Source organism: Thermoactinomyces sp. DSM 45892, from assembly GCF_900107305.1.
Classification (GTDB): domain Bacteria; phylum Bacillota; class Bacilli; order Thermoactinomycetales; family Thermoactinomycetaceae; genus Baia.
Genome location: NZ_FNPL01000006.1, coordinates 110,252 through 135,057 on the forward strand (window position 1 = coordinate 110,252; position 24,806 = coordinate 135,057).

Below are 24,806 nucleotides of genomic sequence, written 5' to 3' on the forward strand. Positions count from 1 at the left end.
GAATCTATGGAGTACCCTCACAATAATCTTCCATATATATTACCACAAATAGTGCGAGGGAAAAGATAATAATAATCCTTTTTGATAATATGGACAAAAATTAAAACAGCTAACTTACTCAAAAGTCAGCTGTTCATGACTCCATTTACGCTTCGCCGATCACCTGTACTTCAGGTTCTAGTTCGACATGATACTTTTCACGAATGGTCTTTTGAACATGTGCAATCAAATCAAGTACATTTTGCGCTGTTGCTTGACCTCTATTTACGATGAAATTACAGTGCATGGTTGAGACTTCTGCATCACCGATTCGATATCCCCGAAGTCCAGCTTCCTCGATCAAGCGCCCTGAAAAATCGCCAGTCGGGTTACGGAATACACTGCCCGCACAAGGGAGTTGTAGAGGCTGTGTCTGACGACGACGATCTTTAAATCTAGTTAATGCTTCGGTAATAGCTACAGCATCTCCTGCCTCAAGCTGAAACGTCGCTTCTGTTACAATTCCACGCAAGTCTTTCTGCAGAACAGATGTACGATAGGAAAAGGCAAGTTGTTCATTCGTCAATGTAACCCACTCACCTGACTCTAACAACACCTCTGCTGAAACAAGCACCTCTGAAACGTCGGAACCATGAGCACCACCGTTCATATAGACAGCCCCGCCGATGTTACCTGGAATCCCTCCAGCAAATTCGAAACCAGTAAGCCCTTGTCGCGCTGTCTTCGTAGCAAGCATAACGGTGGAAGTTCCGCCCCCTGCGATCACCCTAGTCCCTTGAAATTCGAAGTACTCAAACCCTTTATCTAGCTTAAGTACCACCCCACGAATCCCTCCATCTCGGACTAAGAGATTTGAACCCCGACCAATCACTCTCCATGGGAGCTTATGCTTGCCTATCACTTTCATCACATTTTCTAGCTCATTTTTTGTCTGTACGTTAATCAAAAAATCTGCTGGTCCGCCCACTTTCCACGTGGTGTGACGGGACAATGGCTCGTTCTCTTTTATGTCTTGAACCCCTACATGGATCAAGTCTTCTATAAATCGTTTTCTCATCTTGTCCCCTCCTACTAGATGCTAGACCATGTGAGTGGGTCCTGAGATTCGTTCACATCTATGTTTTAAATCCATTTCCTTATCGATTCGCATTACGTGATAAATTTAAGAGAATTCCTACCGCTACAAGGGTTAATGTAAGAGAGGATCCACCATAGCTAAGAAAAGGTAAGGTGATCCCTGTAACAGGAAAGGTCCCTGAAACGACTCCAATATTAATGACGACTTGGATCATGAGCATAGAGGTGATCCCTGTTGCAACCAAGCAATTAAACAAATCGTGTGAGCGAATCGCAGTACGATAACCTCTCCAAATTAACACTCCAAATAACGTTATCACAATGGTAATTCCTAGGAAGCCTAGTTCTTCCGACAAAATTGAAAAAATAAAATCAGTATGGGGCTCTGGTAAGTATAAATGTTTTTGTCTACTCATGCCAAATCCTAACCCAAGGAGCCGACCGGGGCCAATCGCATAGAGCGACTGGATCAACTGATAACCCGTGCCTTGTGGATCTGACCAAGGGTCAAAAAAGGAGGTGATTCGCTTAATTCGATACGTAGCTTCTAAAACCAAACCCGTAAAACCTAGAGCACCGAGTAAAGCAAATCCTCCTAGATGCTGCATCTTTGCGCCTGCTACGAAGATTAGCAAGATCCCCGTCCCGACTAACACCGTGCCTGTTCCCAAGTCGGGTTGGCACATAATTAGTCCAAATGCTCCACCCAAGATTCCCATAGCTGGTAAGAGTCCTTTACGAAATCGCCTAATTTGAAAAGTGGGCTTAGAAAACAACTTAGCTAAGAAAAAAATCATCGCCAGCTTCGTAAATTCGGATGGTTGAATGCTAAAAGCCCCGATTCCGAGCCAACTACGAGCACCGTTCCTCCAGATCCCTACACCTGGTATCAAAACAATCACTAATAAGATGAAGCATATGATCACGGCAGGTTTTGCCATATCATATAGCTTCTTCCCGTCTACATTCGTTACGAGGAACATAAAAAACACGCCCAATGCCGCAAACAAGAGCTGACGCTTTGCGAAATAAAAGCTATCGCCATATTTGTGAAACGCCATCGAAGCACTAGCGCTATATACCATCATTACCCCAATGGTAAGTAGTAATAGAATAGCCACTACGATCACAAAATCAGGACTCTTTTTCGTTTTTTGCATAGACGTGCTCACCTCATTTAAGCTTCCGAAGCATTCTCTTTATACAAGCCTATGCACAGCTTGTTTAAAAATGCTTCCTCTTTGCTCAAATGAGGTATATAAATCCCAACTTGCACATGCCGGAGAGAGAACAACTACATCCCCAAAGCAGGAAATCTCGCGAGCGGAGTAAACAGCTTCTTCGACATCTTCTACTTGAATAATCGATTCTATACCCGCCTCTTTCGCTCGCAATGCTAAGATGGGAGCTGATTCCCCGTAAGCGATCACGGCTTGTACACGCTCAGATAGCACCGGGGTGAGCTCTTGAAAGTCTACACCTCGATCCAGTCCACCTGCAATCCAAACGATAGGCTCCTCAAAAGAAGTAAGCGCCGTTAAAGCCGCCTGCACATTTGTTGCTTTCGAATCGTTATAATATCGAATTCCTTCAACCGTTTCTACATACTCCAAACGATGTTCTACACCGCGAAACGTTCGAATCGTTTCTGCAACTTTCTCTGCACTCGCTCCAGCGACGATCGAGATAGCAGTTGCAGCTAGTACATTCTCTAGATTAAATGAACCAGGTAGAGCAACCTCTTCCACAGGGAGAATCACTGTCTCGTTCCCGTCTAGACTCGAGACGAGAAGGCCATCTTTTATATATACACCTTGGCTAGTCAATTTGTCTTTGGAAAACCAGATTACGCGACCCTTCAGATCCCCGTTCTCTGCTAACTCTCTACAAATAGCAGAATCAGCATTGAGTATGGCAACATCATCTTGAGCTTGATTTTGAAATAGGTTCCATTTTGATGCTATATAATCCTCCATCGTCTGATGGTAATCCATATGCGCTGGAGTCACATTTAACAATGCAGCGATTTTAGGGCGAAACGTTACCGTTCCCTTTAGCTGAAAGCTACTTAACTCCGCTACGAGCCAGTCGTTTTCTGAAAGCTGGGGGGTTACTTCCGATAATGCTTGGCCAATATTACCCGCTACCGTTGCCGATACTCCACTGCTTTGTAGCATCTTGCCTACTAAGGTGGTAGTCGTGGTTTTTCCATTGGAGCCTGTAATCCCAATAATAGGAGCCTTGCTAAATTGGCTTGCAATCTCCACTTCTGTTACCACCGGGATGCCTAGCTGGAGCGCTTGTTCAATCGGTCTAATATGATAAGGAATTCCAGGGTTCTTTACGACTAGGTCAACTTGCTTACTGATTAGATCGTCAGGGTGGCCGCCACAGATCACAGAAACCCCCATCTGCTCTAACGAACCCGCTTCACTCGCACAATCAACTCGCTCTCTCACATCATTTAGAGTCACCTTAGCTCCTTGCTCTACCAGCAACTTAGCTACAGCAAAACCGCTTCTCGCTAATCCGAGGACTACTACCTGTTTATCTTGAAACAAACCCGTCATCTATTTGCCTCCTCCTGGATGGAGCAGGGCAATTTCGAAGAACACTCCAAGAGCTCCACAAATTAAACCAACCAAACTAAATACCGCTACGATCTTCCACTCAGACCAGCCAATCAATTCAAAGTGATGATGTAGTGGACTCATCTTGAAGATCCGCTTTTTACGGAACTTAAAAGAGAGAACTTGTAGAATTACAGATAGCGTTTCGACCACAAATACAATTCCGATAAGAGGGAGTAAAAACTCTGTTTTCGTAATAATGGCGAGTGCAGCTAACCCACCACCGAGCGCTAGTGAGCCCGTATCCCCCATAAATACCTTGGCTGGATGTGCATTAAAGACGAGAAATCCCAGCAGAGCACCGATTACAGAAAAGGCAAAGATATAGACCGTTTGATTCCCTTGCCAAATTCCGATTACCGCATAAGCACCATACGCCATCACAGCCGTACTTGATAGAAGTCCATCTAAACCATCGGTTAAGTTTAACGCATTTGAAAAGCCTACCAATAGTAAAATCAAGAAAGGAAGGTAGAGCCAGTTGATAAAATAGGTTCCAATCCCAGGAACATGAACGCTAAAAATCGCCTTTGAGGCACCTTCTAGGTCTTGGGTATTTAGGTATCGAACGCTTAACAGGACATAAAATACAACAACCGCAATAAACAATTGTCCCAACAATTTTTGACTTGCGGTCAAACCCAAGCTTCGTTTCATAACCACTTTAATATAATCGTCCAAAAATCCAATAATTCCGTATCCGGCTGTAGCAAATAAAAGAATGAACAAGTCTGCATTGATGATCTTTGCGTCGCCACTTTCTCTGTTTAACAAAAAATAACTACTAAAAGGAAGTGCTGTCAACACGAGAGCGATTAAGATGATCACCCCACCCATTGTAGGCGTTCCTGCTTTTTTCAAATGGGCTTGCGGTCCCTCCTCACGGATGCTTTGTCCAAATTTAAGACGTCGTAACGTCGGGATCACCATAGGGCCCAGTATGACTGCTAGGCCAAATGCAACCATGATCGGGATTAAATACTCTCGAATATCTATGTTTGTCATGATAGCTTCATTACGCTCCTTCTACTAAAGATCGAATGACTTGATCTAGTTTCATCGCTCGCGAAGCCTTCACTAACATCAACGCTTGTGGATGACCGACCTTATCGATGTATTTGCCTGCTTCCTCAACACTAGAGAAATGAATCATTTCGCAAGACGGATCATGTCGTACTTCCTGTGCTCCCTCAGCAATCCACTTCCCCCGATCACCTACTGTAAAGAGTTTGTGAATTCCTTTTTCTATCACATATGCACCCAGTTCTCGATGATAGGACTCTTCCCACTCATCACCTAATTCACGAATATCACCAAGTAGTGCCCATTTTTCTTTCGTAGGCTCCATCTCTTGTAATAAGCGAATCGCCGCTTTCATAGAAGTAGGACTTGCGTTATAGCAATCATTTATGATTGGCATTCCATTTTTAGCAGTAATCATCTCCAAGCGCATACCTGTTAAACCAACATGCAAAAGCCCCTGAGCGATCTGTTCCTCACTCATGTGAAAAAAGCGCCCTACGGCAATCGCATAGCATGCATTCACTATATTATGACGACCTAGTAGCGATAGATGATAACGATGATGAGTTTGTTTGGACTGGAACGTAAAACCTTTTGTGCCCAACATCTCTATGTCCAGCGGCATCTCATCATTCTTCTCTTTCCAGCCAATTCGAATCTGTGTCTGTGGAATCTTCCGCACTTTTTCAGCTAGGAGCGACTCATCCCCATCATAAATAAGGGTTCCATTTGATGATAAGCCATCTATAATCTCCAATTTTGCATCGGCAATACCTTCTCTACTTCCAAAGTGAGCTATATGTGACTCTCCTATATTGGTCACAATGGCAACTTGTGGCATTGCAAGCTGAGATAACAGGGAGATCTCCCCAACATGATTCATTCCCATCTCCACAATCGCAATCTCTGTCTCTTCTGGGATACTAAGCAGTGTAAGAGGGACCCCAATATGGTTATTTAAATTTCCCGCTGTTTTATGAACCCGAAATACTTGACCTAAAACAGCAGCCACAAGATCCTTCGTGGTAGTCTTGCCATTTGAGCCTGTAATTCCAACCACCGGAATCGCAATCTCTTCGCGATATTTCTTAGCCATCTGTTGCAGAGCTGTCAATGTATCTGGTACCACTATCAACGGTATATCACAAAAGCCTTCCGGGATGGGTTCCAGCTCATTCCACAACGCAACAACTGCACCCGCTTCTATCGCTTGAGATAAAAATTGGTGACCATTAAAACGATCTCCTACGAGCGGCACATATAATGCCCCTTGCTGAAGACTTCGAGTATCCGTACTGACAGAAGAAATCATCCTATCTTTATCTTCCACAAAGACCGTCTGTCCACCTGTCGCTTTTTGAATCCAAGTTATACTCCGCTTCATTTCAAATCCTCCAACATAAACTGCCTTGCGATCACTCGATCGTCAAAATCATTTTTTACACCATTGATTTCTTGATAAGTCTCATGACCTTTTCCTGCAATCAGAATTACATCGCCTGATTGAGCATGCAGAATCGCATATCGAATCGCTTCCGCTCGATCTACAATGGTATGTATTTTTTCTGCCTTCACACTCAGTACACCCGATAACATATCCTCTAAAATCGCCTCAGGCTGTTCCGTTCTCGGATTATCTGATGTATAGATAGCCAGATCACTATAGTCTGCTGCTATCTTCGCCATCAAAGGACGCTTCGTACGATCACGGTCGCCACCACATCCTATCAATGTAATCACTCGTTTCGAAGCAAATTCACGTACGGTTTTTAACGCATTTTCCAAGCTGTCTGGGGTGTGCGCATAGTCAACCACAACAGTAAAATCTTGACCTGCATGAACAGGTTCAAAACGTCCGTCTACACCTGGAATTTGTTCGAGAGAGTTTATGATTTGCTCTAACGATAAGCCTTCAATCAGGCCGACACTAATAGCAGCAAGCATATTCAAAACATTAAATTTCCCCATTAGCTTCGTATTCACTGCACCATTCCCACAGAATGTATGCAAATCAAAGCTTGTTCCTTGTGGAGTAATGCGAATGTTACTTGCCATTACATCCGCTGATTGATCAATTCCAAATGTAACCACTTGAGCTGGTGTGATTCGGGCATAATATGAAGAAGCGGGATCATCCGCATTTAACACTGCATAACACTGCTCATCCGAAGAAGTAAGATACTGGTTCGCCAGTTGGTTAAATAGCAAACCTTTTGCTTCCCGGTACTGTTCCATCGTTTCATGATAATCCAAATGATCTTGTGTTAGATTGGTAAATACACCAATATGAAACTTACAACCTCGAGTTCTGCCCTGATCAAGCGCATGTGAGGATACTTCAATGAAGGAATACTCACAACCTTCATCACGCATCATACGAAAACTCTTTTGTAACTCAAGGATTTCAGGCGTTGTATTGGAAGTAGGGAGCTCCCGATCTCCAATTTTCATGCCAATCGTTCCGATTAATCCTGATTTCTTTTCATGATCAAGGAAAAGATTCTGAAGTAGGGTAGAGGTGGTTGTCTTCCCATTCGTCCCTGTGATCCCAATCAATTTCAGTTCATGTGTAGGGTGTCCGTAGTAAATATCTGCTACAATGGCCATGGCCCGGCGAGTATCAGGCACCTGTATCACTGTCACATGAGGCGGGACCTCCACCATCTCTTCTACCAGTATAGCAATAGCACCTCTTTGGACCGCTTGTGAAATATAGCGGTGTCCATCAACCGTAAACCCACGAACCGCAATAAAGAGATTACCTGGCTTTACTTGACGTGAATCCATCTCTATTCCACTAATTTCCACTGCCACATCCCCAGACACCCGCTTCAGTAAAAGCGACTGGATCACATTTTGAAGAATCATCTCTTTCCTCCTCAATCCAAAAAACAAGGTATGTATGAAATAAATAAATGCCAGGTTTTGTCCTGGCGTTTATTATACCATCTTTATTTTAATCTCCCATCATGGTTTTGTCACCCAAATACAACTGGATTGATGAACCCTTTTTGACTCTTTCCCCAGGAGCCGGAATCTGATCAATCACCACATTCCCTTGCCCAACTGGCTTTAGAGGGAAATCAAACAGACTGTTACGAATTTTGTCTAGCTCTTGACCGATTAAATCTGGTGTCTCTACGATTGGAGTTGTAAGAGGTGTATCTTCAGGTGGGATCTGATTCTTGCGCTTAGGAATCCCCAGATGGCGCAAACTATCACCGATAATATTTCCTACAATAGGCGCTGCTACCACTCCCCCAAATTGAATCCCTTGCGGATTATCCACTGCCACATATACCACCATTTTGGGATCGTCTGCAGGAGCAAAGCCTATAAACGAAACAATATGATTATTCGGCAAATAACCTCCATTTGGACCCACTTTTTGAGCTGTACCCGTCTTACCACCTACACGATAGCCATCCACGAAAGCTTTTCGTCCCGTGCCCTTGGCAACTACACTCTCCAACGACTCCCTTACTACTTTGGAAGTAGCTTCGGAGATGACTGTCCCCTCTACTTTCGGTTGATACGCTTCTATTATCTTCCCAGTATCTGGATCCACCCACTCTTTCATCACATGAGGAACCACCATCTTCCCTCCATTTATAGCCGCTGAAACAGCTCGTACCTGTTGAATGGGTGTGACGGAAACCCCTTGACCAAATGCAGTCGTTGCTTGTTCTACGGGTCCCATCCGCTCTGGTTTAAATAGAATCCCCTTAGCCTCACCGTTCAAGTCGATACCCGTTTTTTTGCCGAAACCAAATCGATTCACATAATCCAGCAACTTATTCTTTCCTAATCGATTTCCTAATTCCACAAATCCGGGGTTACAAGAGTTCTCCACCACTTCCAAGAACGATTCATGACCGTGGCCCCCTTTTTTCCAACATCTGAGACGGGCGCCGCTTACCATGACATACCCAGGATCATGAAACGACTCGGTCAAATTTACTTTTTTCTCTTCCAACGCCGCAGCAAGAGTAATGATTTTAAAAGTAGAGCCTGGTTCATACGTTTTCCAAATCGGTAAATTTCGGTTATAAATCAATGAATCGGTGGTCTGATATTCATCCGGACGAAAGGAGGGTTTACTGCTCATTCCCAAAATTTCACCATTGTTTGGGTCCATCGCGATCGCCAAAACGCTTTCCGGATTATACTGAGCCATAGCTTGATCTAACTCCCGCTCGATAATAGCTTGCACATCTAAGTCTAGAGTCAGCCTAAGGTCTTTGCCAGGCTTCGGCGGGATAAACTCTTCTTTCGAATTAGGCATTCTTTCTCCTTTCGCATTAGAAGCAAAGGAAATATAGCCTTTTTGTCCGCTTAATTGTTTATCATAAATGAGCTCTAAGCCTGCTAAACCTTGATTATCTCCACCTGTGAAACCAAGCATATGTGCCGCCATCGTCCCATAGGGATAATATCGTCTACTATCTTCTGTTATGAGGACACCCGGCAATTGCATCTCTTGAAGAATGTTAGCCTTCTCTTCAGAAATCTTCTGACCGATACTCTTTAGCCATACCTTTGATTCTTTTTTGGAAACAAATTCGAGTATTTTTTTCTCGTCTCCTTCAAGTACCTCTGCTAATTTCTTTGCTGTCCCAGCCTTGTCCTTAATCATGGCAGGAAAGAGTAGGACGGATGGAGCGCTTATATTATAAGCAATTTTCTTGCCATCCCGATCTAGAATCATACCCCGTTTCGCTAAAAAGTCGGCATCTCTACTTCCTAGCTCCTCTGCTTTTCGCGCCCACCATTCTCCTTGCGCCAACTGTACATAAGAAAGTCTACCGATCAATGTAATCATCACTAGGACTGCTATGATCAGTACGACAAACAACCTTTTTTTCACTATCGATTGTATCGCACGCATAAGAGTCCCCTCCTTGTCCCACTTGTTCTCCTATACCTATTCATCTAGATTCTGATACATGACAATTATATTCCAAAGAAAAGACCCTTCCGGCCTACTGGACAGAAGGGTCTAAACAGCTTAATGCGATTGGGGTGACCCATGATTCATAGAACTCGAAGGAGAAGGTGTCTGATTAATCGGTACTACTTTGCTACCTTGTGGTTGCCTAGAAGCTTGCGACTGATTGGTGGCCAGACCAAATGAATTTTGCATCTGCGCCATATCTGCCTCAGCCAATTGAGGTACTTGGTAATATTGATGCTTGTTTTGATACAAGAAGATTTCATATGCCATCTCAATACAGTTTGGAATGCTATCAGCCAAAACCCGTCTCACGACTGGATTAGTTGCTTCCGTGGCAGCCACTGTTCTGATGCCAGCCAATGTCTTCAGCATGATCAGCATATGACCAGAAATACCTTCATCCTTCACTTCCATCACTGAATGAATCGGCTTCTTAGGCTGCGAAGGCTTCATTCCGTAGACGATGGTATCATTATGCTGCGTCATTTGATAACGAAGCGTTCCATGTGCAGGATCTTCCCCTGTGGAAAACGCCTGTACTAGCATATTGTACTCATCTGTCAAAAACTTGTATTGACGGTCCAGAATGGTTAGTAGCTCTGAACACTTGACATACTGTCGGGACATCGTATATGAATCTAACGTGCTCACTGTTACGGATAAAACCTCGTGTATGTCAAATACTTCATGGCCACTGTGGTTTCGTTTTACCGTGCCAACGTGCATGTTTGGAGCGTTATTCATGAGAATCCCTCCTTAGGTCATATGATGTGCCCAATCTTATACTGTCCCAAAAGGCAAACACCCATGTAGGTAAGTATTGGAGTACAAAAAAGGGAAACGCATATTCACGTTCCCCCCTCACTATTTAATTTCTGGTTCTGTTTCCAAAGAAGGCACACGTAAAACTTGCATAGTCTGCTGGATGATATCCTTGGCAACAGGAGCAGCCATTGCACCACCTGAGGCATCTGCACCCTTTGGCTCATCAAGTGCCACATATACAATAACCTTGGGATTATCTGCTGGAGCGAAACCAATAAAGGAAGTGATATAGGTATTAGGTAAGTATTTACCCGTTTTTGGGTCTGGCTTTTGAGCAGTGCCTGTTTTTCCTGCCACCCGATAGCCGGGAACATCTGCCTTTTGCCCAGTACCTTTTTTAATGACATCGCGTAGAATTTGTTTCACCTCGGTTGTGGTCTCAGGACGAATAATCTGATGCTTCTCAACCGCTGGTTGTTCAACCGTTTTTTTCGTTTTTGGGTCGATCACTTCTTTTAACAAGTGAGGCTTGATCAGGTTTCCACCGTTCGCAATGCTACCCACCGCTTGGACTTGTTGAATTGGAGTTACGGCAATTCCTTGACCAAAAGCGGTTGTTGCTAATTCGGATGCGGCTAGCTCTCGACCAAAATAAAAACCGCTTGCTTCGCCCGGAAGGTCAATTCCTGTTTTACGACCTATCCGATCTGTCACCCGACCAAATCCAAAGCGATCGATATACTCATATAATTTCTCAGCACCCAAATGTTCTCCCATCTTCACAAAGCCAACATTACTGGACTGGATAACCCCTTCACGGTAGGAGATATCACCCCAACCGCCTCTCTTCCAGTCACAAATCGGATTGTTTAAACCTGATACTTGAATACATCCGGAAGTATATGTACGATCTGCCTCAAATTTACCTTCCTCGATAGCCGCCGCAAGGGTCACAATCTTAAACGTAGATCCTGGTTCAAATTGGCTTTGTACCGCCATATTATGTCCATTTTCTGTACTATAAGTAGTAGACGCTTTTCGGAGGTCGAAAGTCGGCCTACTTACCATCGCCAAAATCTCTCCATTTGATGGATCAGCCACAATAGCCGTTGCACCTTTGGCTTCATACTGTTTCATAGCCTGATCTAATACTTTCTCCACATGGCTCTGTATACTCGCATCGATGGTTAAAACAAGATCCTTTCCATCAATCGGCGGTTTGTACGACTCAGGTCCATCAGTTACCATCATACCATTAGCCGCTTTTTTATATTTCACATAGCCATCTTTACCACGGAGCAAATTTTGATACGTACTTTCAATTCCACCGACTGGCTTTTCCTCACTATTCAGGAAGCCTAATAGGTGCGCTGATCCAGCTTCGGTATATTGACGCTGGGTGGTTTTATAAGCGTAAATCCCTTTTAGTTCTTTCTTTTGCTTTAGTCGAAGGTAGTTCGCATACACTTCCCTTGAAAAATAAATTTTGCCTGCTTCTCGATCTCTTAATTCTGCATATTTCCCTTTTTTACGCAACAAGCTAATTAAATTTTCTTTCGAAATCTCTAGAAGGGAGGATAGTTGTGTTGCCGTTTTGTCTATATCTTTCTCTTTCAGTTGGCTTGGATCAGCAGTAAAAAAATAGGCTGGTTCTTCCCAAGCCATAACATAATTTTTACTACGATCATAAATGGTTCCACGTTTCGCTTTTAAAATCGGGTTGTTATTGTTCCAAATTTTCTCTGCATCCTTTGTTAGCTCAGACGAGGCAACCGTTTGGATCCACAGCAAGCGAAACGTAACACCTGTCAATAATCCTAACAAGACCAACCCGATGATAAGGGAGCGAAATTTACTTCGTTTTCCTGTCTGCTTTTCTGTCTGCATAAAATGGTTCTCCTCGGCAAAGAAATTATCTAAGATTCTTAATTATTCCATTATCATCTATGGTGTGTTCTTTTCTTTTCCTGCCGGAGAAATTTTCTTGCTTTCAATGATTTGCAAACCATTCTGTTCAGCATATTGACGAATTCGTGCATCGCTCTGGAGCTTGTTTTTCTCCGCTTCTAATTGAAGGTTGGCTTCTTTGACTTGTTGAATTTCTTTGTCAGCCTTCTGGATGGCAAGATTTAATTCCGCGGTTTCAGCATATCGAGATACAACTAAAACGGTCAGGGCTACGCATATAATGACACTTCCGATGTATAATAGCTTTTCTGGTACAGTAAGCCCTTTGATTAAGGGTTGTTTTTTTGCTTTGACCTGTGTATTTGTACTTGTAGGGGTAAGCGGTCTTGCTACCGCAACATTACCACGTTCCTGTCTCATCCAAATAGCCTCCTTACGCTACCTATACATTTCTTTTTTTCGTAACTCTCTTTCTTAACCTATACCCTGTTTGTAAGACCTTGTCACATGAAACAAGGTCTTATTATCTATATTTTTTCAGCAACACGTAATTTCGCAGAACGTGCACGAGCATTTTGTTCCAATTCTTCAGCGCTAGGCGCGATCGGCTTACGTGTGATGATCTTTAGCTTTGGTTTTTGGTGACACGTACATATAGGGAAATTTGGAGGGCAGATACATCCCTTTGCCTGTTCCAAATAAAATTGTTTACAAATACGGTCTTCTAGTGAGTGGAATGTGATCACACTGACTCTACCTCTAGGAGCTAGAATCTCCATCACTTGCTCCAACGCTTCTTCAAATACAGTTAATTCTTCATTTACTGCGATTCGAATTGCCTGAAATGAACGTCTAGCTGGGTGAGGTCCACTACGTCTTGTGGCAGCTGGAATCGCCTCTTTGATGATCTCGGCTAACTCCGTTGTCGTTTCAATCGGCTTACTTGTTCGATACTCCACAATCCGCTTAGCAATGCGACGACTAAACTTCTCTTCTCCGTATATGTACAGAATTCGAGCAATCTCTGCCTCGTCGTATTGGTTCACTACCTCAAATGCCGTCCGTTCCTGTTCCCGATCCATTCGCATGTCCAAAGGGGCTTCATAGTGATAGCTAAATCCCCGTTCACTCTCATCTAACTGTGGGGAAGAGACTCCTAGATCAAACAAAATCCCATCTACCCCAGTAAATCCTAAATCCTTCACTACTTGTGCGATATGACGAAAGTTCGTTTTTACCAAGTGAACTTTGCACGTCACGCCTTCTAGCCGCTTCCTTGCGGCAGATAATGCCTTCTCATCTTGATCCAAACCAATTAACACACCGTCTTGACTTAATCGACTTGCTATCAATCCGCTATGACCCGCTCCACCTAATGTGCAATCTACATAAATTCCATCTGGTTTGATTTTTAGTCCGTCTACAGCTTCATCTCTTAATACCGTTACATGATTAAACAATGGTGCTCATCCTTATCCTTAGAAATCCAGATCTACTAAGCTTTCGGCGATCTCGTTAAATGACTCTTCTGAAGCAGAATAATAAGAATCCCATTGTTCCTTGCACCAAATCTCAACACGAGTGGAGACGCCGATCACAACACATTCTTTCTGCAACTTAGCAAATTCTCGTAAATGTGGGGGAATATGGATACGCCCTTGTTTGTCTAACTCAGCTTCACTCGCTCCTGAAAAAAGGAATCGTGTGAACTTCCGGGCATCTGCTTTGGTAAATGGGAGTGTTTTACATTTCTGCTCTAATTGTGTCCATTCTGACCGAGGGTATGCAAATAAGCAATGATCCAAGCCACGGGTTACAACAAAAGACTGACCAAGTCCTTCGCGGAATTTAGCTGGCATGATGAGTCGACCTTTATCGTCAACCGAATGCCGGTATTCCCCCATAAACATCTTGGATCCCTCCCCTCGTCACCACTTCCCTCCACTTTCCTCCACATTGGTAAGTATACCACACGCAAAATAAAAAATCCTGCACGCAAATGCAGGATTAGAACATTTATACAATTTTTGGGATTAATCAATCCAATTGCCAGCTAGCTAGATATTTCTCTTGTTCATCTGTAAGTGAATCAATTTGGATTCCAAGAGATTCAAGGAAATAACGAGAAACCTGTTCATCAATTTCGTATGGAACTTCCATCACTCGCTTGCCAATACGTTGATAATTTTCATGAACAAAGAGCAATGATAGTGTTTGCAGGGCAAATGTCATATCCATAATCTCAGCTGGGTGACCATCTCCTGCTGCAAGGTTTACGAGGCGGCCTTCTGCAAGTAGATAAATCTTACGACCATCTGCTAACACAAACTCCTCAATATCTTTACGAACTGTTTGCTTACTTACTGCCATCGTTGCCAAGCCCTCGGTATCGATCTCAACATTAAAATGACCTGCATTGGATAAAATAGCACCATTTTTCATTGATTTCATGTGCTCAGCCGTAATAACTCCTTTATTACCTGTTACCGTAACAAAATAATCTCCTTGCTTCGCCGCTTCTGCTATGGGCAACACAGTAAAACCATCCATATGTGCTTCCGTCGCTTTCACAGCATCGATTTCCGTTACAATGACTTTCGCCCCTAAGCCTTTGGCACGCATAGCAACCCCGCGACCACACCAGCCATAACCAACTACGACAACCGTTTTACCCGCTACTACTAGGTTTGTCGTACGATTGATTCCATCCCATACAGATTGACCTGTTCCATAACGATTGTCAAACAAATATTTAGAAAGTGCATCATTTACCGCAATCATGGGGAATTTTAACTCGCCTGTTTTTTCTAACGCTTGAAGGCGTAAGATTCCAGTCGTCGTTTCTTCACATCCACCTCGAACTTGCTCAGCCAAATCAGGACGCTCTGAATGAAGAACCGTCACAAGATCCCCACCATCATCAATAATTAGATCGGGTTTGGTTTCTAGTGTTTTAATGAGATGGTCTTTATACTCTTCTGGTGATGGATTATATTTCGCAAATACCGTTACACCATCTGCTGCTAGCGCCGCACACACATCATCTTGGGTCGAAAGTGGATTACTACCCGTAATCACGACCTCTGCACCTGCATCTCGAATCACTTCTGCTAGGTTAGCTGTTTTCGCTTCTAAATGCAGGGAAATAGCTACACGCAACCCAGCTAATGGACGATTTACCTTTAATTGTTCACGTAAACGATTCATGACAGGCATATGATCCGCTGCCCAGTTAATTTTTAGTCTTCCGTCATGTGCTAATGCCGGATTTGCAATAATACTACGGTCTAATGAGTTCATAAAAGCACTCTCCTCTAGATTTATTAACTTGCTTCGATTTGTAGACGAAACAATGGATCTGTCTTATGGATAGTATGTAATAGAAAGGACATGTATGCATTATAACATACTTAACCACTCGGAATAACATGAATTATATACTTGATACTATTTTATTATATCGGAACCACTTGCAAGAAAGAAATAGATCTTTAGAAATGAACCATAAAATGATGAGTTGGTTGTTTGTCACGCAGCAACTGCAAAACGCGATCAATCCAATCAAGTCCATAAGCGTTCCAATAGTAGATCAGATTATAAACTCTTTCTTGAGGTTGCTCATTCGGAGAAATCCCTTGTAACAATTCATCCCATTGGCGTAAGGTGGTCTGATGGATATCACTCATCGTACGCTCGACAAATCGTTGATAAAATTGGATTTGCTCGGTCACTTTCTCAATGTTTTTTTGTCCCATCTCTTCCGTCTGTCTTCCTAGCTGAGAATGGATCTGTTTAATCATTGGTTGATATAGATCGACCACTTGTTTCTTCATCGCATCAAATAAAGGGTCGATTTGCAAAGTAAATTGGGCTTTTAACCACTCTTCTCGAATCAAAGTCCCCTCCGTAAGATATGTCTCCCATGAATGTCCAAATTCCCGTTTTCGAGTATCGACATGACGTTCTACCAAGGTCATCTGGAAGCGCGGATACACAATCGGCATAGACAAACCTGTGTGAGTGAAGGCTTCTTTCAAGACTCCCCAGTAAGCTACTTCACCCGGACCCGCTACAAAAGCTAAAACAGGAAACAAGTATTCCTGCATCAACGGACGTGTCGCGACATTATTACTAAATCGCTCTGGCGTATGCTGTGCAATATGGCAGATTTCGGGGGTCGTAAAGGTTTGTTTTCCTCCTCTAGTGACCCACTGATCACCTTCCCGATCTAAAAGAACGCGCTCGTTATCCGTGATCAAAAATAAATTCGCTTGATTTGGTTGAGTATGGATTGGGTCCGCATAACCAGCTTCTTGGAATTGTTGAACACTCTTTTGGATGGATGCTTGGATTTGCTTACTCTGATGAATCAAACGAAGAAAGAAATCTCGTTCTATCTGCCTGACACGAGGATCGGCAGAATCAATCAATACCAGACCATACTTAGCAAATAAGGAATGAAGGAGACGCGCAAAAAAACGCCCCCAAGACGGCTTGTCATGGGCAAGTGCTAAACAAGCTTCTAACCACTCCGTTTTATATGGCGTATCCACGTAGTGCTCACTTATTTCCTGCAGCCAATTTTGCAGATCTTCCGGATCGATTGTAAGATGAGAGACTGCTTCCCTATTGTTTTTTTCTACCTCAACTCGGTATCGCTTTTTTAATATGCCTTCTTTCCTTTGTATCCATATATGATTTACTTCATCTAAATCATGATCTTCTCCTGCAATCCAAAAGACTGGAATAACCGGCTTACCTAGTTCCTGCTCTTGCTTTCGAGCTAGTTCAATAATGGTAAACACTTTATGTATCGTATAAAGAGGCCCTGTTAATAAACCCGCTTGTTGGCCACCGATCACAACCAATGAATCTTCTTGTCGCAAACGCTCTAAGTTGGATTCTATTTCAGGGTGGAGTAATTCAGGTTGATGATAATTGTATAAAACCTCTACCAATTTCTCGCGATCCACTCGCTGAGAAAGGCTAGCAAAGACCTCCTGTGCACGCACCGGATAAGAAGAACTTTTCAATGGATGATGTGAGAAAAAAGAATGAACTGGATGCTCTAGTTCGAGATAATCGTTCATTAGTTGGTTTTGCCAAGGATTCTTTATACACTCAATCTTCATTCGTGATTCCTTCTTTTCTGATTTCAATTTAAAAAGGTAAGTTACTAAATAAATAATACCATAAAATATGATGTGCATACAAAGATGTTCGATAGAAAAACCCGAGGAAAACACTACAATGTATTGGTATTGCGCTTATTATGTGCCTCTTTTGCCTTTACCAACGTGTAAAGCATCTCATGCCAGTAGACAGGGACGTTATGTTCCTTTGCATACTGGATGATCGCGCCGTTGATTGAATCAATCTCTGTCCGTTTTCCACCCTGAATATCTTGAAGCATAGATGAGAGATTTTGTGATGTTAAGTTGCATACTTCTCTTATTTTTTTGATCGCTCGAGAGTGATCTAGCTCCACCCCAATACGATTGGCCACCTGACATGTTTCCCCCGTTAGCTTTTCCATTATGTTCTCTAAATCTACACTTAGCAGTTCCCCATTTGGCACTTCTAGTATCGTCGTCAGTGGGTTGATGGCCGCATTTACAGCTAGCTTTTCCCACATACGCCGCAATATCATACTCTCTTTTCGAATGGGAGAAATGACGATTGGTTGTATGGCCTTCACGAAATCTTGCAGAAGTGGTTTCCACTCCCCTTGATGAGGAAAGGTTCCAATCCACGTTTCTCCTTGGCCGGTATGGACAACATAGGTATCGCTTTTTCGATAAGCACCTTCTGTAGTAAGAGCTACATAGGTATCCGGACGATAGTGTAGTTCATCGATGGCTTTCTCTTGCCCTAAACCATTTTGCCAAAAAAGGATTTGGGTAAACGGGTGCGAGCAACGTTGAATCGGTTCCATGACGTTTTGTAACTGATATTGTTTTACCGTAATGAAAATGATATCAAATGGGGAGAGTTCACTCGTTTCTTCAATTGGACAACTTGTAACGTTAGTATGTACTACTTGACCATCTAGCTCCTCGCAGGAGATACCTGCTTGTACAATCTTCTTATGTTGTGCGGCAGTATGTGTTAGGACTGTGACCTCATAGGGCAATCGAGATAATCGAGAGGCCCATAATAATCCGATTGAACCGGCTCCCACTATAGCAATTCGCATGGTTTTTGTTTCTCCCCTCTCCGTGTACATAACGAAAAGGAGCCATGATGGAAGACTCCTTTTTGTTTTCATATCACTTATTATACTGGGTACACGGGATGTTTGCGTTCACTAAATATCATTTCTTTGCTTTCGTACAACTCTAAACGCTCTTTTAGCTCATCCCGCAATCGCTCAGGGGCAATGATACCATCGATAATGAGCTCACTTGCTAAACGGTATAAATTGATATCTTCTTGATATTCTTCTCGTTTTTGCTGAATAAATTCATTACGCTCTGACTCTTCTAGCTGAGCGATTTTATTACTATATACCGCATTTACAGCGGCTTCGGGGCCCATGACGGCGATTTTCGCTGTTGGGAGAGCTAAGCAACAATCGGGCTCAAAAGCAGGACCTGCCATCGCGTAAAGCCCTGCACCATATGCTTTACGGACAATGATTGAGATTTTCGGTACGGTTGCTTCTGACATCGCTGCAATCATCTTAGCCCCGTGTCTGATAATCCCCGATCGCTCTACCTGTGTGCCAATCATGAACCCCGGGATATCGGATAAGAAAATCAACGGGATATTAAAAGCATCACATAACGTGATAAAACGGGCCGACTTATCAGCCGAGTCGACAAATAAGCTACCGGTCTTCATTTTAGACTGATTCGCAATAATCCCAACAGCCCGTCCATCTAACCGTGCAAATCCCGTTATAATCTCCTTTGCAAATAATTCCTTCATTTCAAAAAAAGAATTCTCATCAATAATGGCACGAATCAGTTCTTTCATATCAAAGGCTACGTTTTGATTATCGGGAACAATCTCTTCTATACTCCTGATTCCTGCTTGGATCGACTTGGCTTCTATTATAGATGTCTTCTGTTTGTAATTAGCTGGGAAGTAGCTTAGATAGCGACGAGCCAGCTCAATCGCTTCTTCTTCATTTTTCGCTAACACATCTCCACAACCACTTACCGAACAATGCATTCTAGCTCCACCCATCTCCTCCAACGTTACTTTTTGACCAATCACCATCTCTGCCATTCGTGGGGAAGCAAGATACATACTGGCATTCTTATCTACCATGATTACAATATCGCAAAATGCAGGAATGTATGCACCACCTGCTGCAGAAGGACCAAACAAAATACACACTTGCGGCACCATTCCAGACATTTTCACTTGGTTATAAAAGATCCTCCCTGCACCTCGGCGATTGGGAAACATCTCCAACTGATCGGTAATTCGTGCACCGGCTGAATCAACTAAGTAGAGCATCGGAACCTTTAACTTTTGGGCGGTCTCTTGAATGCGAATGATTTTCTCCACTGTACGGGAGCCCCAAGATCCTGCTTTTACCGTAGAATCATTTGCCATGACACATACCGTCTGGCCATTCATCTTCCCTGTCAACGTTACTACACCGTCCGCAGGAAGCCCCTCTTCCAAACAATTCGCAAATAATCCATCTTCCACACGAATCGTTCCCGGATCTAATAATAACTCTAAGCGATCTCGAACAAACAATTTGCTTTGCTCCGCATTTTTTTCATGATACTTGGTTGCCCCACCAGCTCGAATCTTTTGAACCCGTTCCTGTAATTCTTTTGCCCACTGATCATTCATCTTAAAACCTCCTCCTATTTCCCTTGATAGTTCGGTTTTCGTTTCTCAGCAAACGCCCGTAAACCTTCTAGACGATCCTCAGTTGGTAATAGCGTTTCATACGCCTTTGCTTCCACCCATATCCCCGTTCGCACATCTGTTTCAAGGCCACGATCAATTGCAAACTTAGCTTGAGCAAGGGCAAGTGGCGCATTCACACACATCTGGCTAGCCAGTTCTAGTGCTTTTTCCATTCCTGTCTGGCTTTGCTCCACATAGTTAGCGATTCCACAATCAAGTGCTTCGGCAGATGTCAAACGTCTCGCTGTAAAAATCAATTCTTTTGCTTTACTACTCCCGATTAGGCGTGCTAAACGCTGCGTTCCTCCTGCTCCCGGAATAATGCCTAAAGAAGTTTCGGTTAATCCTAGCTGAACATGACTTTCGACAATCCGCATATCGCATGATAATGCTAACTCCAAGCCACCACCAAAAGCGTACCCATTCATCACACCGATGACAGGTTGGGGTAACTCTGATATTTCCGTAAACGTGTCCCGAATCGTCATTAAGAATTCCCGGACCTGCCGCTCAGACATCGTTTTACGCTCTTTTAAATCGGCTCCCGCACAAAAAAATTTCTCTCCTGCTCCTGTTAACACAACCACTCGAATATCCCTACGACAAGATATTTCTCTGACCACTTCACGAAGCTTACATAATGTCGGAAAGTTAAGCGCATTCCCGGCATCCGCTCGATTTAGTGTAAGAGTAGCAATCCCTTGTTCCACCTCAACTACTACCTCTGACATGGAATGAACCCCCTATTATGCAAAATGGGCACGTAATACTTTCGAAGGTAATTTTTTTTCTAATTGTCCTTCCAACCATTGACTAGTGCGGCATAGCTCATCGAGATCCACTCCGGTGTCAACCCCAGACCCTTGGAGTAAATAGACCAAATCTTCTGTTGCTAAATTTCCAGAAGCGCCTGGTGCGTACGGACAGCCTCCAAGCCCTCCGATCGAGCTATCAAATGTTTGAATGCCCATGTCGAAGGCTTGATAGGCATTGGCCACTCCCATCCCTTTCGTATCATGAAAATGAACCGCTACTTTCTCTGCTGGGAACTGGCTCAAAAGGGATCCTAGAATCCTCTTTACACTTACTGGAGTAGCAACTCCGATCGTATCTCCCATCGATATTTCGTAAACACCTAAATCGAACAAGCGCTCACTCATTTCATGGACCTGATCAAGCGAGATTTCTCCTTCATAAGGGCAACCAAATACCGTGGAAAGATATGCTCGTACTCGTAATCCTTGTTCCAACGCCACTGGAACGAATTTCGCAAAATCAGCCAAACTCTCTTCCCTCATTCGATTCACGTTTTTTTGATTATGCGTTTCGCTCGCTGAACAAAAAATAGCAATCTCTTTTAAAATAGAGTGATTAACCCGTTCTAATCCCTTGGCATTCGGGACAAGTACACGATAATTCACATCGGAGTACGTGGGCAATCTCTCTACTAATTCATCGGCATCAGCCAATTGTGGGATCCATTTGGGATGGACAAACGAGGTAGCTTCGATCTCCTTTAATCCGGAGGCAACTAACCTCTGGATAAGTGTTTTTTTTGCTTGAGTAGATAGGAATCGTTTCTCATTTTGTAATCCATCACGAGGTCCCACTTCCACGATTCGCACATTCATCTTACATCCCTACTAACTCAAGTAAGACATCGCCTTCAGCAACAAAATCCCCTTCATTTACCATGATTTTTGATACCTTTCCATCCATTTCTGCAGAAAGAGGAATCTCCATCTTCATCGACTCTAAAATGATGACATCTTGACCACTATCGACCACGTCACCCTCACTCACTAACACTTTCCATACCGTTCCGGCCATACTTGCTTCTACCTTATTCATCTCTTCACTTTCCCTTCCGATTAGCTAGAATCGTTGTATCATATTTGCCAGAGACAAAGTCGGGATGATCCAGCAATTCTACTAGTAGTGGTAAGTTACATTTGATGCCCTCTATCTTCATTTGAGCGAAAGTCTCTCTGCTTTTTGCGAGTACTTCCTCTCTACTGGAGCCCGAAATAATGCATTTCGCAATCATCGGATCATAAAAGGGAGTAATCGTATTTCCTGCTTCTACCCCAGCATCAAAGCGGATTCCGTCCCCTTCTGGGAATGAAAACACTTCGATTTTTCCGGGTGATGGAAAAAAAGTGACTGGATCTTCTGCATATAAACGATATTCGATTGCATGACCTTGTGGTTGTAAGTCTGTTTGCTTCCATGGAAGCGCTTTCTCTTTTGCGATTGCTAACTGCCATGATACGAGATCAAGACCCGTAATCGCCTCTGTAACCGGATGTTCCACTTGTAAACGAGTGTTCATCTCAATAAAATAGCAATTCTCTTGCTGGTCGACGAGAAATTCAACCGTTCCGGCTCCGTAGTAACCAACTGCATGAACCGCTTGGAGGGCCGCCTGATACAGCCTTTCGCGCGCTTCCTGACTAATAGAGGGTGATAAACTTTCTTCGATCATTTTTTGATTACGACGTTGAACCGAACACTCTCTTTCAAATAGATGAAGTGCATTTCCATGCTGATCGGCTAATACTTGTACTTCAATATGACGGGAGCGCTCTAAAAATTTCTCCAAGAAGACAGCGGAGCTTCCAAAGTACATCTCTGCTCGTTTCTGTGTAGTTGCGAAATGTTTCTCTAAGTCGTGATCGGAATGACAAAGCACCATTCCTACCCCGCCGCCTCCTGCACTTGCTTTCAAAAGTACCGGATAGCCAATTTGGTTCGCAATATGCACGGCTTCTTCCCATGTTACGATTTCTTCCGATCCAGGCACAACTGGAACTTTCGCCTCGATCATCATCTGCCGAGCCATTACCTTGTCTCCCATCTGGGCGATTACACTTGGCTTCGGTCCAACCCAGATTAAGCCAGCATCTAGCACCTTTTGTGCAAAGGTAGCATTCTCAGAAAGGAGCCCGTAACCAGGATGGATAGCATCTGCACAAGCCTTCTTGGCAACATCTATCATCGTATCCATTTGTAGATAGCTTTTAGCCACAGGCGGCTCCCCTATTAAATATGACTCATCCGCCATTTTAACAAAAGGCATCTCTAGGTCTGCTTGCGAATAAACAGCTACTGTTTGAATCCCTTGCTCTCTACAAGTTCGAATAATTCGAGAGGCAATCTCACCACGATTCGCAATCAGTAATTTTTGAATCAAAGCTATCACCTCTTCCTCATAATAAATTTATTTAAGTTAATAAGATTCCAATTTAAAATTCTCTGTATAGACATTCAATTCCTGCTAGCAAATCAAATTCGTGTATAATAAAAGGAGTAAAAGACGATTTATGATAAGGGGGAACTCCTTGTGGCGTACAAAGTAGAGCGTCTACAAATTAATTACAAAACCTTAGAAGAATTCCAGAAATTTCGCGAGTTTGGTCTCCCAGAACTTTCTATGCTAGAAGACTTACAAGATAATCTGGTGGAGAACGACAACTACTCCTCTCCTTTCTACGGTATCTACCTGCAAGGTCAATTAGTTGCCCGTATGAGTTTATACGAAGTGGGTGCAAAGTATGACCGCTACTTCTCTCCCCCTCAAACCTTTTATGAACTATGGAAACTGGAAGTACTATCTGAATATCGTGGCCAAGGACTCGGAAAAGCACTCGTACAATTCGCTCTGAGTCTAAGCCATCCTATCAAGACCAATGCCAGACATCGCTCCGATCCATTCTGGGATAAAATCGGTTTTATTCCTTGTAAGTATAATCCCGTTCGAGATCGCGGGGAAAGCCCTTACGTCTGGCTACCAGAAGGAACTACTCTACAAGAATGAAAATAGGAAGCCCACTTTTCAGTAGGGCTTCCTCTATTATTTGTCCACTCTCTCTAAGTTCCCATTTGCCTCCATACGAAAGCGAGACTTAGCCTCTTCCTCTTCCTCCGATAAAATGGATAACTTACGAGCACGATCCATAATTTGAACCAGCATCCGATAATCATCATTTACCATGCGATAATCTCTTTCTACATGATTCAACTGGTTCTTCATCTCTTGATTTTCATGTTGCAGGCGAGCAAGATATTCCTCTCGTTCCATCAACTCTTTTTCCAACTGCTTTTGCTGACGTTTTAGCTCTGTCATCTCATTTTTATGTTGACGCAAATAGCGAATAATATGGTCCAAAGAGTACACAGGATCAGATCCCTCTTGATACTCTTCAAACTCTATTCTCGGCATAGACTGCTGACTCATATTTACACTGCTATGGGATAGAGATGAAGTGCTTGAAATTCTGACACGCTCTTGACTCCTCTTTTGCCGTTGGCTTTTCGCAATTTGAATCGCAGCATCATACTGTTTGCGTACTGCACTATTCCACCGAAAGCCACACGCTGCGGGAGTACGCCCTAATCTCTCTGCCACTTCTTCAAATGCAGATAGCTGGGTTCCTCCCTCTCGAATATGACGCAAGGTTATCTCTGCTAGAATCAAATCATCTTCCGTAGTCCAAGCATCTTGACGTTTGACAGCCATAGACTTCCTCCTACCTTTTTAGATCCATAGACATACTAGTCTTCGCTCTATTTGT

22 protein-coding genes are annotated in these 24,806 nt (G+C 43.2%); 1 reads left to right on the forward strand and 21 read right to left on the reverse strand.

What is annotated here, in order from left to right; all coding sequences use genetic code 11:
- Positions 1-145: 145 nt before the first annotated feature.
- From murB to BLU58_RS06520, 20 genes are all read right to left on the reverse strand, one after another.
- Positions 146-1,057 carry a UDP-N-acetylmuramate dehydrogenase gene (murB, locus tag BLU58_RS06425; RefSeq protein ID WP_093291396.1) on the reverse strand — a complete coding sequence of 304 codons (912 nt, stop codon included), beginning with the start codon at positions 1,055-1,057 and terminating at the stop codon, positions 146-148.
- A gap of 79 nt (positions 1,058-1,136) precedes the next feature.
- Positions 1,137-2,237 carry a stage V sporulation protein E gene (gene spoVE, locus BLU58_RS06430; RefSeq protein ID WP_093291397.1) on the reverse strand — a complete coding sequence of 367 codons (1,101 nt, stop codon included), beginning with the start codon at positions 2,235-2,237 and terminating at the stop codon, positions 1,137-1,139.
- A gap of 39 nt (positions 2,238-2,276) precedes the next feature.
- Positions 2,277-3,647 (reverse strand): UDP-N-acetylmuramoyl-L-alanine--D-glutamate ligase, encoded by a 1,371-nt coding sequence (gene murD / locus BLU58_RS06435; RefSeq protein WP_093291398.1) that lies wholly within the window; start codon positions 3,645-3,647, stop codon positions 2,277-2,279.
- Complete coding sequence (mraY, locus tag BLU58_RS06440; protein ID WP_218122187.1) at positions 3,648-4,703, reverse strand: phospho-N-acetylmuramoyl-pentapeptide-transferase; 1,056 nt, start codon at positions 4,701-4,703, stop codon at positions 3,648-3,650. It abuts the gene before it with no gap.
- 19 nt (positions 4,704-4,722) lie between these two features.
- On the reverse strand, positions 4,723-6,114 hold the full coding sequence (gene murF, locus BLU58_RS06445) for a UDP-N-acetylmuramoyl-tripeptide--D-alanyl-D-alanine ligase (RefSeq protein ID WP_093291400.1): 1,392 nt from the start codon (positions 6,112-6,114) through the stop codon (positions 4,723-4,725).
- On the reverse strand, positions 6,111-7,598 hold the full coding sequence (locus BLU58_RS06450) for a UDP-N-acetylmuramoyl-L-alanyl-D-glutamate--2,6-diaminopimelate ligase (RefSeq protein ID WP_093291401.1): 1,488 nt from the start codon (positions 7,596-7,598) through the stop codon (positions 6,111-6,113). Before BLU58_RS06450 ends, murF begins: the two co-directional genes overlap by 4 nt.
- A gap of 88 nt (positions 7,599-7,686) precedes the next feature.
- Positions 7,687-9,618, reverse strand: a complete 1,932-nt coding sequence (locus tag BLU58_RS06455) for a stage V sporulation protein D (RefSeq protein WP_093291402.1) — start codon at positions 9,616-9,618, stop codon at positions 7,687-7,689.
- 120 nt (positions 9,619-9,738) lie between these two features.
- Positions 9,739-10,428, reverse strand: coding sequence for a spore coat protein (locus tag BLU58_RS06460; protein WP_093291403.1), 690 nt, complete (start codon positions 10,426-10,428; stop codon positions 9,739-9,741).
- 120 nt (positions 10,429-10,548) lie between these two features.
- A complete protein-coding gene (locus BLU58_RS06465; RefSeq protein WP_093291404.1) occupies positions 10,549-12,336 on the reverse strand; it encodes a peptidoglycan D,D-transpeptidase FtsI family protein in 1,788 nt (595 codons plus the stop codon).
- A gap of 57 nt (positions 12,337-12,393) precedes the next feature.
- Positions 12,394-12,777 (reverse strand): cell division protein FtsL, encoded by a 384-nt coding sequence (gene ftsL / locus BLU58_RS06470; RefSeq protein WP_093291405.1) that lies wholly within the window; start codon positions 12,775-12,777, stop codon positions 12,394-12,396.
- Between the two features lie 107 nt (positions 12,778-12,884).
- Entirely contained in the window at positions 12,885-13,817 is a 933-nt protein-coding gene (rsmH, locus tag BLU58_RS06475; RefSeq protein WP_093291406.1) for a 16S rRNA (cytosine(1402)-N(4))-methyltransferase RsmH, read from the reverse strand.
- Positions 13,818-13,835: 18 nt separating this feature from the next.
- Positions 13,836-14,267 carry a division/cell wall cluster transcriptional repressor MraZ gene (gene mraZ / locus BLU58_RS06480; RefSeq protein WP_072331757.1) on the reverse strand — a complete coding sequence of 144 codons (432 nt, stop codon included), beginning with the start codon at positions 14,265-14,267 and terminating at the stop codon, positions 13,836-13,838.
- Positions 14,268-14,394: 127 nt separating this feature from the next.
- On the reverse strand, positions 14,395-15,657 hold the full coding sequence (locus BLU58_RS06485) for an adenosylhomocysteinase (protein ID WP_093291407.1): 1,263 nt from the start codon (positions 15,655-15,657) through the stop codon (positions 14,395-14,397).
- 191 nt (positions 15,658-15,848) lie between these two features.
- The gene (bshC, locus tag BLU58_RS06490) at positions 15,849-17,489 is read right to left on the reverse strand and encodes a bacillithiol biosynthesis cysteine-adding enzyme BshC (protein ID WP_176786530.1); all 1,641 of its coding nucleotides are present in this window, start codon (positions 17,487-17,489) and stop codon (positions 15,849-15,851) included.
- Positions 17,490-17,602: 113 nt separating this feature from the next.
- Positions 17,603-18,553: a ketopantoate reductase family protein gene (locus BLU58_RS06495; RefSeq protein ID WP_176786531.1), complete on the reverse strand. Its 951-nt coding sequence runs from the start codon at positions 18,551-18,553 to the stop codon at positions 17,603-17,605.
- 80 nt (positions 18,554-18,633) lie between these two features.
- Positions 18,634-20,172 carry an acyl-CoA carboxylase subunit beta gene (locus BLU58_RS06500; RefSeq protein WP_093291410.1) on the reverse strand — a complete coding sequence of 513 codons (1,539 nt, stop codon included), beginning with the start codon at positions 20,170-20,172 and terminating at the stop codon, positions 18,634-18,636.
- 14 nt (positions 20,173-20,186) lie between these two features.
- Positions 20,187-20,963, reverse strand: coding sequence for an enoyl-CoA hydratase-related protein (locus BLU58_RS06505; RefSeq protein ID WP_093291411.1), 777 nt, complete (start codon positions 20,961-20,963; stop codon positions 20,187-20,189).
- Between the two features lie 15 nt (positions 20,964-20,978).
- Positions 20,979-21,863, reverse strand: coding sequence for a hydroxymethylglutaryl-CoA lyase (locus tag BLU58_RS06510; RefSeq protein ID WP_093291412.1), 885 nt, complete (start codon positions 21,861-21,863; stop codon positions 20,979-20,981).
- A 1-nt stretch (position 21,864) separates the two neighbouring features.
- A complete protein-coding gene (locus tag BLU58_RS06515; protein WP_093291413.1) occupies positions 21,865-22,083 on the reverse strand; it encodes an acetyl-CoA carboxylase biotin carboxyl carrier protein subunit in 219 nt (72 codons plus the stop codon).
- Between the two features lie 4 nt (positions 22,084-22,087).
- Positions 22,088-23,434 (reverse strand): acetyl-CoA carboxylase biotin carboxylase subunit, encoded by a 1,347-nt coding sequence (locus tag BLU58_RS06520; protein ID WP_369813690.1) that lies wholly within the window; start codon positions 23,432-23,434, stop codon positions 22,088-22,090.
- Between the two features lie 141 nt (positions 23,435-23,575).
- On the opposite strand from BLU58_RS06520, the gene BLU58_RS06525 reads away from it, so the two are divergent.
- Complete coding sequence (locus BLU58_RS06525; protein ID WP_093291414.1) at positions 23,576-24,049, forward strand: N-acetyltransferase; 474 nt, start codon at positions 23,576-23,578, stop codon at positions 24,047-24,049.
- A gap of 36 nt (positions 24,050-24,085) precedes the next feature.
- Here BLU58_RS06525 and BLU58_RS06530 read toward each other — a convergent pair whose 3' ends face one another.
- Entirely contained in the window at positions 24,086-24,751 is a 666-nt protein-coding gene (locus tag BLU58_RS06530) for an RsfA family transcriptional regulator (protein WP_093291415.1), read from the reverse strand.
- Positions 24,752-24,806: the final 55 nt, after the last annotated feature.